This window comes from Streptomyces sp. NPDC041108, from assembly GCF_055592645.1.
In genome coordinates, this window is sequence record NZ_JBVIYK010000015.1 from 28,280 (window position 1) to 40,514 (window position 12,235).

A 12,235-nucleotide genomic window follows, 5' to 3' on the forward strand; every position below is an offset into this window, starting at 1 on the left:
TGGCCCCGACGGAGGAATCAGACAACCGTGGACGCGCAAGGCCGTGGGCGGGCGGACGACATCGACCCCGCAGACCAGTGGGTACTCAACCCGAGCACCGGTGAATACGAACTGCGACTGAGTCCTTCCGCACCGCAACCGGCGGTGCCGAGGCCACGCCGGGCGGCGCCCGCCACGGCGGGGGCCAGGGCGACGGCGGGCGCCTCCGCGCCCTCCGCGTCGGCGGGCACGGACACCCGGGAGATCCCCGACACCCTGCCGGGACCCCGGCGCCGTCGGGGCACGCCCGAGGAGGACCCGCTGCCGGGCCGCCGGGGCGGCCGGGGCAGGACCAAGGCCAAGCCCAAGAAGTCGAAGGGCAAGCGGATCCTGGTGTGGACGGGTGGCACGCTGGCCTTCGTGCTGGTCGGGGTGAGCGGCGCGGCCTACCTCTACTACCAGCACCTCAACAGCAACATCCAGAAGATCTCGGACGACGGCGCGGGCACCGGCGGCTTCAGCAAGGACCGGGCGATCAACCTGCTGGTGATCGGCACGGACAAGCGGACCGGCGCGGGCAACGGCAGCTACGGCGACAAGGACAGCGTGGGCCACGCCGACACCACGATCCTGCTGCACGTCTCCAAGGACCGGACGAACGCGACGGCGATGAGCATCCCGCGCGACATGATCGTGGACATTCCGGAGTGCCCGACGACGCAGGAGGACGGCTCGACGAAGGACATTGCGGCCACGCCCAACGTCCGGTTCAACACGAGCCTCGGCCAGTACGACCGCACCCCGAGCTGCACGATGCGCACGGTCACCGAGCTGACCGGCATCAAGCCCGACCACTTCATGGTGGCCGACTTCAACGCCGTGAAGACGCTCTCCACGGCGATCGGCGGCGTCGAGGTCTGCCTCGCCAAGCCCATCAAGGACTCCAAGTCCAAGCTCGACCTCTCCGAGGGCAAGCACACCATCGAGGGCGAGCAGGCGCTGGCGTTCCTGCGCACCCGCTACAGCGTGGGCCTCGGCAGCGACCTGAGCCGGATCGAGCTGCAGCAGCAGTTCCTCAGCTCGATGATCCGCCAGATGAAGTCCGAGGACACGCTCACCGACCCGACGAAGGTGGTGAATCTCGCTGAGGCCGCCACCAGCGCGCTGTCCGTCGACTCCAAGATCACCGACATCAAGAAGCTGGCCTCGCTCGGCCAGGAGGTCGGCAAGGTGAAGACGAAGAACATCACCTTCACCACCGTCCCGGTCGTCGACAACACCGACGGCGCGACCGTGCTGCCCATGCCGCAGAAGGCCGAGCAGCTGTTCTCGACGATCCGGAACGACATCTCGCTCACCGAGGTGAAGAAGCAGAAGAAGGAGAAGGAGGCGGCGAAGCTCAAGGGCGAGCGCGCCGACGCCTCCGAGGTCCGGGTCAGCGTCTACAACGGCGGTGCCGAGGCCGGCAGCGCACAGGCCACTCTCAGCTGGCTGCAGAATGATGTCGGCGTGACCAAGTCGAGCCAGCTCGGCAACGCCGACAAGACGTTGTCGAAGACGACCCTCGCGTACGACCCCGGCCAGGCCGACCAGGCGCGGAAGCTGGCCGACCTCATGGGTCTGTCCGCGTCGGCGCTGAAGCCCGGCAAGGGCAACAGCGAGACCAACGCCCAGGGGCTGCCCTCGATGGTGCTGACCCTCGGCAAGGACTTCCAGGGAGCCGGGGTGCCGCTGGACGCGACGTCCGCGGCGGATCTGGACGTCGAGAAGAACACCGCGGACAAGGAAAAGTGCGCCAGTTGATGACCTGAGGGGGTCATGGCGCGTCCTTCAGGACGCAAGTGCGGTCGAGAAGTCGGTGACTCACCGGGCGGGCGCGGGGACGCGCCCGGCCGGTCGGTTCTGATGTCGTCGTGATGCCTTGGGCGGCCCGTGCCGCCGTACCGACCCATGTCCGCGTGTCATCCGGTCGGAACGCATGACGCGTTCAACAGAACATGAGTACATCCGAGTCGGGGTCTCGACAGTCCAACAGGAGGCGGGGGCGGCCCCGTCACAGCAGGGTGGGGAGGGGCAGGGAGATGGTACGGAGTGACGTGCGCGGGGACGGGGGGCGACCGCGCGTCGAGGAACCCGGCGACCAGGAAGGGGACCTGGAGCCGCGGGGCGGCTCGGACGGCTCGGACGGCGACGCGGACGTCAAGGTCCCGCAGCAGCGCCGGGGGAACCGCGGCGACGGCGGTGGGCGGGGGCGCGCGAAGACGAGCGCGAAGCCCCGGCGCAGACGGGTGCTGCGCTGGTCGGCGACGGTCCTGGCGGTCGTGATACTCGGCACCGCGGGTGCCGGCTATCTCTACTACCGGCACCTCAACGGCAACATCAAGAAGGAGAAGCTGAACCTCGGCGACACGAAGATCGCCGAGCCCACGCCGAACGCGGCCGGGCAGACCCCGCTGAACATCCTGCTCATCGGCTCGGACGCGCGGGACACCCCGGAGAACCAGAAGCTCGGCGGCGCCCGGGACACCTTCGACGGCCCGCCGCTGGCCGACGTCCAGATGCTGCTGCACCTGTCCGCCGACCGCAGCAACATGTCGGTCGTCAGCATGCCCCGGGACACCCTGCTCGACATCCCCAAGTGCACCGACCCGGACAGCGGCGAGGTGTACGGGGCGCTCACCCATGTGATGACCAACCAGTCGCTGGAGCGCGGTGGCCCCGGCTGCACGGTCGCCACCTGGGAGAAGCTGACCGGCATCCGTGTCGACCACTTCATGATGGTCGACTTCTCCGGTGTGGTGTCGATGGCCGACGCGATCGGCGGTGTGCCCGTGTGCGTGAGCGCCAACATCTACTCGCACACCAGCGAGGGCAAGGGCTCGGGGCTGAAGCTGGAGAAGGGCACCACGTACATCAAGGGCAAGCAGGCCCTGCAGTGGCTGCGCACCCGGTACGGCTTCGAGGACGGCAGCGACATCGCGCGGGCCAAGGCCCAGCACCAGTACATGAACTCGATGGTCCGTGAGCTGCGCGAGAACGCCACGATCACCAACCCGAACAAGCTGCGCAGGCTCGCCGAGAAGGCCACCGAGTCCCTCACCGTCGACGAGGGCCTGGGTGACGTCGCCAAGCTCTACGACCTCAGCACGGAGCTGCGCAAGGTCGAGCCGGCCCGGATCACGATGACGACGATGCCGTTCACGTACGTCGGCGCGCGCGTCGTGCCGAAGGAGGGCGACGCGGAGAAGTTGTTCCGGCTGGTGCGCGAGGACATCGCGCTGGACGGCAAGGACAAGAAGAAGACCGCCATCGCGGAGGCGGCCTCCGACGACCCGGCGGCGGCGAAGGACGAGATCGGCGTGCTGGTGCGCAACGGCACCATGACCTCCACCCTCGCTCCCGTCAGCGGCCGTGCGCACACGGTGTCGCAGCTCCTCCTCAAGGAGGGCTTCGCCAAGTCCACGTCCGACGCGACCACCGCGGTCGTCGAGGACAAGACGGTCGTGCGCTATCCGAGCGCGGAGCTGGAGGGCGACGCCCAGGAGGTCGCCAAGGCGCTCGGCGTCCCGCTGGGCCAGGTGGAGAAGTCCACCGACGTCACCGGTGTCACGCTGATCGTCGGCGCCGACTGGCGCGAGGGCGACACGTACAAGGCCGAGAAGACGGACGACAGCACGCCGAAGTCGGCGGACGCGCTGAACGGGGCGAAGACGGACGCCTGCATGGAGGTCAGCCCGGGCTTCACCTGGTAGAGCCCGCACACGCCTCGGGCCCCTCGCGCGAAAGGGAGGGGCCCGAGGCGTACGTCCGTCGTGCTCAGCTCTCGGCGAGCACCGCCGGGCGGCGGGAGGCGATGACCTTGCGCGCCAGGGACCTGGGGCTGGTGAGGAAGCCGAAGCCCCAGGACATGTGCATGGTGGCGAGGGCTACGGGGATCTGCAGGCGGGCCTTGAGCGGCAGCCCCTTGCCCGCCGGGACCGACCCGGCCACGATCGCGGCGAGATAGCCGCCCGGAACGACGAAGCCCAGCGGGGTCAGCAGAGCGCCGACCAGGACACCGGCCGCGATCGCGCACACCGCGGCCGGCGGGGCGAGATAGCGCAGGTTGATGGAGCCCTCGTGGTAGCGGGCGACGACATGCCGCCAGCGCCCGTAGTCCTTGTACTGCTTGGCGAGCGCCTTCACGCTGGGCCGGGGCCGGTAGGACACCCGCAGCTCGGGCGAGAACCAGATGAGGCCGCCCGCCTCCCGGATGCGGAAGTTCAGCTCCCAGTCCTGGGCGCGGATGAACTCCACGTTGTAGCCGTCCTGCCGCTCCAGCGCCTCGCGCCGGAAGACGCCCAGGTAGACGGTCTCCGCCGGGCCTGCCTGACCGCCCGTGTGGAAGGCCGCGTTGCCGACACCGATCTTCGAGGTCATCGCGGCGGCGACCGCGTGCTCCCAGTCGTTCTCGCCCTCGGCGTGCATGATGCCGCCGACGTTCTGCGCGCCGGTCTCCTCCAGGAGCCGTACGGCGGTGGCGATGTAGTTCGGCGAGAGGATGCCGTGGCCGTCGACACGGACCACGATCGGGTGGCGGGATGCCTTGATCGCGGCGTTGAGCGCGGCGGGCGTACGCCCGGTGGGGTTCGGGACGGTGTGCACGCGCGGGTCCTCGGCCACGAGCTGAGCCGCGATCTCGTCCGTGCGGTCCGTGGACGGACCCAGGGCGATCACGACCTCCATCTCGCCGGCGTACTCCTGCGCGAGGATCGCTTGGACGGCTCCGCGCAGATGCCGCTCCTCGTCGAGGACGGGCATGATCACGGACACGGCGGGGAGCGGCACGTCGGGCTTGGCGTTCATAGAGGGCTCACGTTACCGCGAACGGGGGACACCGACGCGCGCCGCCCGGTCGCGTGGACGGGCCACCGATCCCGGGGCCCTACGGTGCTCACGGTTCCCTGACTCCCCTCACCGGTCTCGCGGAGGTGTCCCCCCGTGTCCACACCGCCCCGCCGCCCAGCCAGCCCGCAGCAGCCCCGACCTCCCGTGCCACCGCGGCGGCGGAGCTGGGCCATGCGGGCGGTGACCACGCTCTCCGTGGTGGTGCTGGCCGCCGCGGGCATCGGGCACGCGGTGGTGACCCGCCTGGACGGCGAGATCAAGCGGGTCGACGCCTTCAAGGACATGAAGAACCGCCCCGAGGCGGGCCACGGCATGAACGTGCTGCTGGTCGGCACCGACGGCCGCGACCGGATCAGCGAGGAGGAGCGGCGGAGGTACCGCCTCGGCGGCGCCCCCTGCCACTGCACGGACACGATGATGATCGTGCACATCTCGGAGGACCGGGAGCGCGCGAGCGTCGTGAGCCTGCCGCGCGACTCGTACGCCGAGACGCCCGCGCGGACCGACCGCGCCACGGGCAGGACCCACAAGGGCCACCCGATCAAGCTGAACGCGGCCTACGCGGAGGGCGGCCCGCAGCTGACCGTGCGCACGGTCGAGCACATGACCAGGGTGAAGATCGACCACTACGTCGAGGTCGACTTCACCAGCTTCATGCGCACCGTCGACGTCCTCGGCGGTGTCCGGATCTGTACCGCCCAGCCCCTCAAGGACTCCTACACCGGCCTCGACCTCACCGCCGGCACCCACGAGCTGGACGGCGGCCAGGCCCTGCAGTACGTCCGTTCCCGGCACGCCGACGGCTCCTCCGACCTCGGCCGCATGAAGCGCCAGCAGCGTTTCATGGCGTCGCTGATGTCCCAGGCCACCTCCTCCGGCGTCCTGCTCAACCCGATGAAGTTCCGGGACATCACACAGGCCGTCCTCGGCTCCGTCCGCGCCGACAAGGAGTTCGGCACCGGCGAGCTGATCGACCTCGGCCGCGCGCTGCGGAACCTCACCCCGGCCTCCTCCGAGTTCACCACCGTGCCCATCGGGCGCATGGGGTACGCCGTGGAGGGCATCGGCTCGACCCTCAAGTGGGACGACGCGAAGGCGGCCCGTCTGTTCGAGGCCCTGCGCGACGACCGCCCCCTCGCCCCCTACAAGGCGCGCGGCGGGCACGCCCTCGTCGAGGTCGCCCCCCAGCAGATCCGCGTCCAGGTCGAGAACGGCACGGCCCTCCCCGGCCTCGGCAGGAAGGTGGACCGCCAGCTGGCCGCCACCGGCTTCCGCACCACGAAGGCCCCGGTCAACGCCCCGCGGCAGGACGTCCGCCGTACGGTCGTCGTCTACGACCCCCGCTGGGACCGTTCCGCCCACTCCCTCGCGACCGCCCTCCCGGGCTCGGAACTGCGCCCGGTCCGCGCCCAGGGCCCCACCCTCCGGGTCGTCGCCGGCACGGACTTCCAGCAGGTGCGCAAGGTGCGGGCGGAGAACCCCGGGCAGGGCGAGTCGGGCGTGGTGCGGGGCGACCAGGTCTCGTGCCCCTGAGCCCCGCGATCGTCCGAAGCGCCTGGTCCCCTACAAAACCGTGCAATTTGTGTCGGCTTCGCAACAGCCCTGCCTTTGTTTTTCATCGACCCTTGTAAAGGGCATGGCCGGACCCGGCACACTTGGGCGCATGAACGATTGGCCCGAGGGATGGTCCGGCAACAACCGCGGCGGCGACTTCGCCCAGCCCGACGGTCCGCGTGTGATGCGCCAGGTCCGTCGCGGCCCGTCGGCACCCCCTCAGGGTGGTGTGCCCCAGCAGCCGTCGTACGGCGACGCCTACGGCAACAGCGGCCCCGACCAGTACGGCAGCGGCTACACCAGCGACTACAACACCGGCCAGGTCTACGGCGCCGGCGGTCCGGGCGGCCCCGGCGGCGGCCGGGGCGACCGTCCCGCGCCTGACTGGCGGCGTCGCATCAAGCTGACGGCGATCACGGTCACCGTGGTGGTGCTCGCGACGACGATCGGCACGTACTTCTGGGCCGACTCCAAGCTGAACCGCGAGGTCGACCTGTCGAAGGTCATCGACCGGCCGGAGGCGGGCGAGGGCACCAACTACCTGATCGTCGGCTCCGACAGCCGTGAGGGCCTGTCCGCCGACCAGAAGAAGGAGCTCCACACCGGGTCCGCCGACGGCAAGCGCACGGACTCGATGATGATCCTGCACACCGGATCGAACGGCCCGACGCTGGTCTCGCTGCCCCGTGACTCGAACGTCACGATCCCGACGTTCGTCGGCTCCGAGTCCGGCAAGACGTTCAAGGGCACCGGCCGCCAGGTCAAGCTGAACGCGGCCTACGCGGAGGACGGGCCCGAGCTGCTGGTCCGCACCGTCGAGGCCAACACGGGTCTGCACATCGACCACTACGTGGAGATCGGCTTCGCGGGCTTCGCGAACATCGTCGACGCGGTCGGCGGCGTGGAGATCGACATCCCCAAGGGCGGCCTGAAGGACACCAAGTCCGGCGCCAACTTCGAGGCGGGCAAGCAGACGCTGAACGGCGAGCAGTCCCTCGCCTTCGTCCGCACCCGCTACGCCCTCCAGCGCAGCGACCTGGACCGTACGAAGAACCAGCAGAAGTTCCTCGCGGCCCTCGCCAGCCAGACGGCGACGCCGAGCACGATCCTGAACCCCTTCAAGCTGTACCCCACGATGAGCGCGGGCCTGGACACCCTGATCGTCGACAACGACATGAGCCTGTTCGACCTGGCCGACATGTTCTGGGCGATGAAGGGCGTGACCGGCGGCGACGGCAAGTCCATGAACATGCCGATCTCGGGCAACGCCGGCAACGGCAACCTCCAGTGGAACACCGAGAAGGTGAAGCAGCTGGTGCAGCAGTTGAAGAACGACGAGACGGTGACGGTGTCGGACGGCTGACCCCTGCGACCGCGTGAGCGAGGGGCACCCCGTGGCGGGGTGCCCCTCGGCCGTGTGCCGTGCGGGTCAGGCGGTCGCGCCCGCCATCGTCCGGCACGTCTCGGAGCAGCGGCGACACGCCTCGGCACAGCGCATCATCTGCTGATCGTCCGGCATGGACATACACGCCTCCGCGCACATGTCACAGGCGCGGGCGCACATCGCGCACATCTCGGCGGACAGCGGCGAGCGCCGCATCATCATGTCCGCGCACATACGGGTCATCTCTGCGCAGTCCATCAGGGCGCGCATGATCTGCATCTGGGCCTGGCCGCCGGCCTGCATGCAGGAGCTCATGGTCTCCTCGCACATGCTGTGGCACGTCATGCAGGCGTTGACGCACTCCTGCATCTCCTTGCTCATGGTGGTCATGGCTCCGGCGTGCTGCGTCATGGCTCCTCCTGGGGGTGGGAGCGGGGTCCGGGGCGGACCCCGTGCACTTCCGTCCTACGCCCGACCGCCCCCGTCCGCCATCGGGCGGACGGAAACGATCCGCCCCTTTCGCCCCGGAAGGCGACAGCCCCCGGCGGGGTGCCGGGGGCTGTGTACGCGCTGCACCGAAGGGGTTACGGCAGGTTGCGGGCCATCACGATGCGCTGGACCTGGTTCGTGCCCTCGTATATCTGCGTGATCTTGGCGTCGCGCATCATGCGCTCGACCGGGTAGTCGCGGGTGTAGCCGTAGCCGCCGAGGAGCTGGACGGCGTCCGTGGTGACCTCCATGGCGACGTCGGAGGCGAAGCACTTGGCCGCGGCGCCCTGGAAGGTGAGGTCCTTGTCGCCGCGTTCGGACTTGGCGGCGGCCTGGTAGGTCAGGGCGCGGGCGGCCTCGATCTTCATGGCCATGTCGGCGAGCATGAACTGGATGCCCTGGAAGTCGGCGATCGGCTTGCCGAACTGCTTGCGCTCCTGGACGTAGCCCTTGGCGTAGTCGAGGGCGCCCTGGGCGACGCCGAGGGCCTGGGCGGCGATGGTGATCCGGGTGTGGTCCAGGGTCTTCATCGCCGTGGCGAAGCCGGTGCCCTCCTCGCCGATCATGCGGTCGGCGGGGATGCGGACGTTGTCGAGGTACACCTCGCGGGTCGGGGAGCCCTTGATGCCGAGCTTCTTCTCCGGGGCGCCGAAGGAGACGCCCTCGTCGGACTTCTCGACGACGAAGGCGGAGATGCCCTTGGAGCGCTTCTCCGGGTCCGTGACGGCCATGACCGTGTAGTAGTCGGAGACGCCCGCGTTGGTGATCCAGCGCTTCACGCCGTTGAGGATCCAGTGGTCGCCGTCGCGGACCGCGCGGGTCTTCATGCCGGCCGCGTCGGAGCCGGCGTCCGGCTCGGAGAGGCAGTACGAGAACATCCCGTCGCCCTTGGCGAGCGGGCCCAGGTACTTCTTCTTCAGCTCCTCGGAGCCGGAGAGGATCACGGGCAGGGAGCCCAGCTTGTTGACGGCCGGGATCAGGGAGGACGACACGCAGGCGCGGGCCACCTCCTCGATCACGATGACCGTGGCGAGCGCGTCGGCGCCGGCGCCGCCGTACTCCTCGGGCACGTGCACGGCGTGCAGGTCGTTGGCGACGAGCGCGTCCAGCGCCTCCTGGGGGAAGCGGGCCTCCTCGTCCACGGCGGCGGCGTGGGGCGCGATCTTCGCCTCGGCGAGGGCACGGATCGCGTCACGGAGCATGTCGTGCTCCTCGGACGGGCGGTACAGGTCGAAATCAGCCGATCCGGCCAAGGTCTCTCACGCTCCTGACGCTAACTACCGTTAAGTAACCCAATTTTAGTGGTCCGCCCACGCGAGTGATACGTGAGCTTGACGACAGGCCGCCACCCCGGGAGATCTGCCCGGTGAAGGGCTCGAACACGCCCCGACTATGCTCGTGCAGCGCCACGACAGAGCATGTGCGACACATGTTCGACACCCCCGGCCGCCGGACATCCCAGGAGCACCCCATGGCCCTCAAGATCACCGTGATCGGCACCGGCTATCTCGGCGCGACCCACGCCGCCGCCATGGCCGAGCTGGGATTCGAGGTGCTCGGGCTGGATGTCGTCGAGGAGAAGATCGACATGCTCCGGCGGGGCGAGGTCCCGATGTACGAGCCGGGGCTGGAGGAGCTGCTGCGCAAGCATGTCGCGGGGATCGAGGGGTCCACCGGACGGCTGCGCTTCACGACCGACTACGCCGAGGTCGCGGCCTTCGGTGACATCCACTTCGTCTGTGTGAACACCCCGCAGCGGCACGGCGAGTACGCCTGTGACATGTCCTACGTCGACGCGGCCTTCGCCTCGCTCGCCCCGCATCTGACGGGCCCGGCCCTGGTCGTCGGCAAGTCGACGGTGCCGGTGGGGTCCGCCGACCGGCTGGCCGCGTATCTCACGGAGCACGCGCCCGCCGGGACCGACGCCGAACTGGCCTGGAACCCGGAGTTCCTGCGCGAGGGCTTCGCCGTGAGCGACACGCTGCACCCGGACCGGATCGTGGTGGGTGTGCGCAGCGAGCGGGCCGAGAAGCTGCTGCGTGAGGTCTACGCGACGCCGGTGACCGAGGGGTCCCCGTTCGTCGTCACCGACTTCCCGACCGCCGAGCTGGTGAAGACCTCCGCGAACTCCTTCCTCGCCACCAAGATCTCCTTCATCAACGCGATGGCGGAGGTGTGCGAGGCGGCCGGGGGCGATGTCGCCAAGCTGGCGGAGGCCATCGGGCACGACGACCGGATCGGCAAGAAGTTCCTGCGGGCCGGGATCGGGTTCGGTGGCGGCTGTCTGCCGAAGGACATCCGGGCGTTCATGGCCCGCGCCGGAGAGCTGGGTGCCGACCAGGCGCTCACGTTCCTGCGGGAGATCGACTCCATCAACATGCGGCAGCGCGGTCAGATGGTGGAGCTGGCCCGCCAGGCGCTGGGCGGCGGCTCGTTCCTGGGCCGGCGGGTCGCCGTGCTCGGCGCGACCTTCAAGCCCGACTCCGACGACGTACGCGACTCCCCCGCCCTCAACGTGGCCGGGCAGATCCACCTCCAGGGCGGCCAGGTCACCGTCTACGACCCCAAGGGCATGGACAACGCCCGGCGGCTCTTCCCGACGCTCGGGTACGCCGACTCCGCGCTCGCGGCCGTGCGCAACGCCGACATCGTGCTGCATCTGACGGAGTGGCGCGAGTTCCGCGAGCTGGACCCGGCGGCGCTGGGCGAGGTCGCGGCGACCCGGCTCGTGCTGGACGGCCGGAACGCGCTCGACCCGCAGCTGTGGCGGCGGGCGGGCTGGACGTACCGGGCGATGGGCCGGCCGACGGCGTAGGGCCGTATCCCGGCCCGGCCACGGAGTCCCGAGGACAGGACGGGGCGACGCCGCTCCGGCCGAGGCTCAGTCGGCCGGAACGGCGTCTTCCCGCATTCTCCACGGTTCCGGGGGCCGGTGGGGGCGAAGCGCTTACTTCGCGCGGTAGCGGCGCATCTTCGCGCGGGCGCCGCACACCTGCATCGAGCACCAACGGCCCCGGCCGGCCGGGCTGCGGTCGTAGTACGCCCAGTGGCAGTCGGGGGCCTCGCATGCCTTGAGACGCTGCCAGGTGCCCGCCGTGAGGGCCTCGGCGACGGCCGCGGCGACGCGGGAGACGAGGGGCGCCGGGTCGGTGGCGGGGCGCAGGGCCGCGGAGCCGTCCTCGGCGGAGACCACGACGATCAGGGGCGCGGTGGCCAGCAGCGCCCCGAGCGGGGTCACCGGGCCGTGCGGCGCGTGCCCGGCGTGGGCCAGCAGCGTCGCCCGCAGGGACTCCCGCAGCCCGCGTACGGCGGTGAGGTCCTCGTCGGACGCCAGGCCGAGGCGGACGCGGCTCTCCGGGGTGTCCAGCACGTCGGCGCCCGTCTCCAGGTCCAGCGTGTTGACCAGGCTCTCGACGAGGGCCAGGCCGCCGGGGGCGGACGCTCTCGCACTCATACCGGGGACGTTACCTCTATTCGGCATGCATGAGGTAACCGTTACTGGTTACTCTCCTCTACAGGTAACCAAGTTCACGCGCAGCAACGAGCAGGGAGAAGGCCATGGCCATCGCCGAGCTGGATGTCGTCGTTCTGGACTGTCCCGACCCGGCCGCGCTCGCCGGGTTCTACGCCGAGGTGATCGGCGGGAAGGTCAGCGGGGAGGGGGACTGGGTGGATCTGGAGGTGCCGGGCGGGGGTGTGCGGCTGGCGTTCCAGCAGGCGCCCGGGTTCGTGGCACCGCAGTGGCCCTCGGCCGAGCGGTCGCAGCAGTTCCACCTCGACCTGAACGTGACGGACATGGACGCGGCGGAGAAGGAGGTGCTGGCGCTGGGGGCGACGGTGCTGGACGCGGAGGACCGGGAGCGGGGGTTCCGGGTGTACGCGGACCCCGCGGGGCATCCGTTCTGTCTCTGCCGCAGCTGAGTCTCGCGGTAGGGGGAGGGG

The 12,235-nt window shown here is 70.1% G+C and carries 10 protein-coding genes; 6 read left to right on the forward strand and 4 right to left on the reverse strand.

The genetic code is table 11. The annotated features are described in order from the left end of the window. Positions 1-27: 27 nt before the first annotated feature. Both ACZ6BB_RS32610 and ACZ6BB_RS32615 read left to right on the forward strand, forming a co-directional pair. Positions 28-1,782, forward strand: coding sequence for an LCP family protein (locus ACZ6BB_RS32610; RefSeq protein ID WP_471618719.1), 1,755 nt, complete (start codon positions 28-30; stop codon positions 1,780-1,782). Between the two features lie 278 nt (positions 1,783-2,060). Continuing rightward, positions 2,061-3,731, forward strand: coding sequence for an LCP family protein (locus ACZ6BB_RS32615; protein WP_471618720.1), 1,671 nt, complete (start codon positions 2,061-2,063; stop codon positions 3,729-3,731). Between the two features lie 64 nt (positions 3,732-3,795). Here the strand turns inward: ACZ6BB_RS32615 and ACZ6BB_RS32620 are convergent, their stop codons facing one another. Continuing rightward, a complete protein-coding gene (locus tag ACZ6BB_RS32620) occupies positions 3,796-4,824 on the reverse strand; it encodes a glycosyltransferase family 2 protein (RefSeq protein WP_471618721.1) in 1,029 nt (342 codons plus the stop codon). Positions 4,825-4,959: 135 nt separating this feature from the next. Here ACZ6BB_RS32620 and ACZ6BB_RS32625 point away from each other — a divergent pair, with 135 nt between their 5' ends. Both ACZ6BB_RS32625 and ACZ6BB_RS32630 read left to right on the forward strand, forming a co-directional pair. Then, positions 4,960-6,399, forward strand: coding sequence for an LCP family protein (locus tag ACZ6BB_RS32625; RefSeq protein ID WP_471618722.1), 1,440 nt, complete (start codon positions 4,960-4,962; stop codon positions 6,397-6,399). Positions 6,400-6,529: 130 nt separating this feature from the next. Next, positions 6,530-7,783 (forward strand): LCP family protein, encoded by a 1,254-nt coding sequence (locus ACZ6BB_RS32630; RefSeq protein WP_471618723.1) that lies wholly within the window; start codon positions 6,530-6,532, stop codon positions 7,781-7,783. A 66-nt stretch (positions 7,784-7,849) separates the two neighbouring features. Here the strand turns inward: ACZ6BB_RS32630 and ACZ6BB_RS32635 are convergent, their stop codons facing one another. Next, on the reverse strand, positions 7,850-8,215 hold the full coding sequence (locus ACZ6BB_RS32635; protein WP_383886854.1) for a four-helix bundle copper-binding protein: 366 nt from the start codon (positions 8,213-8,215) through the stop codon (positions 7,850-7,852). Positions 8,216-8,388: 173 nt separating this feature from the next. Further along, complete coding sequence (locus ACZ6BB_RS32640; protein ID WP_471618724.1) at positions 8,389-9,546, reverse strand: acyl-CoA dehydrogenase; 1,158 nt, start codon at positions 9,544-9,546, stop codon at positions 8,389-8,391. Positions 9,547-9,764: 218 nt separating this feature from the next. On the opposite strand from ACZ6BB_RS32640, the gene ACZ6BB_RS32645 reads away from it, so the two are divergent. Then, entirely contained in the window at positions 9,765-11,108 is a 1,344-nt protein-coding gene (locus tag ACZ6BB_RS32645) for a UDP-glucose dehydrogenase family protein (RefSeq protein ID WP_471618725.1), read from the forward strand. A gap of 132 nt (positions 11,109-11,240) precedes the next feature. Here the strand turns inward: ACZ6BB_RS32645 and ACZ6BB_RS32650 are convergent, their stop codons facing one another. Next, positions 11,241-11,747 (reverse strand): CGNR zinc finger domain-containing protein, encoded by a 507-nt coding sequence (locus ACZ6BB_RS32650; protein ID WP_471618726.1) that lies wholly within the window; start codon positions 11,745-11,747, stop codon positions 11,241-11,243. A 104-nt stretch (positions 11,748-11,851) separates the two neighbouring features. Between ACZ6BB_RS32650 and ACZ6BB_RS32655 the strand changes: the two genes are divergently transcribed. Then, positions 11,852-12,214, forward strand: a complete 363-nt coding sequence (locus ACZ6BB_RS32655) for a VOC family protein (RefSeq protein ID WP_471618727.1) — start codon at positions 11,852-11,854, stop codon at positions 12,212-12,214. Positions 12,215-12,235 lie beyond the last annotated feature (21 nt).

What these genes read in the sequence shown, in the direction of transcription:
- ACZ6BB_RS32615 (WP_471618720.1), top strand. Translation starts at nt 2,061, where the DNA reads ATGGTACGGAGTGACGTGCGCGGGGACGGGGGGCGACCGCGCGTCGAG.
- ACZ6BB_RS32620 (WP_471618721.1), bottom strand. Translation starts at nt 4,824, where the DNA reads ATGAACGCCAAGCCCGACGTGCCGCTCCCCGCCGTGTCCGTGATCATG.
- ACZ6BB_RS32630 (WP_471618723.1), top strand. Translation starts at nt 6,530, where the DNA reads ATGAACGATTGGCCCGAGGGATGGTCCGGCAACAACCGCGGCGGCGAC.
- ACZ6BB_RS32635 (WP_383886854.1), bottom strand. Translation starts at nt 8,215, where the DNA reads ATGACGCAGCACGCCGGAGCCATGACCACCATGAGCAAGGAGATGCAG.
- ACZ6BB_RS32645 (WP_471618725.1), top strand. Translation starts at nt 9,765, where the DNA reads ATGGCCCTCAAGATCACCGTGATCGGCACCGGCTATCTCGGCGCGACC.
- ACZ6BB_RS32650 (WP_471618726.1), bottom strand. Translation starts at nt 11,747, where the DNA reads ATGAGTGCGAGAGCGTCCGCCCCCGGCGGCCTGGCCCTCGTCGAGAGC.
- ACZ6BB_RS32655 (WP_471618727.1), top strand. Translation starts at nt 11,852, where the DNA reads ATGGCCATCGCCGAGCTGGATGTCGTCGTTCTGGACTGTCCCGACCCG.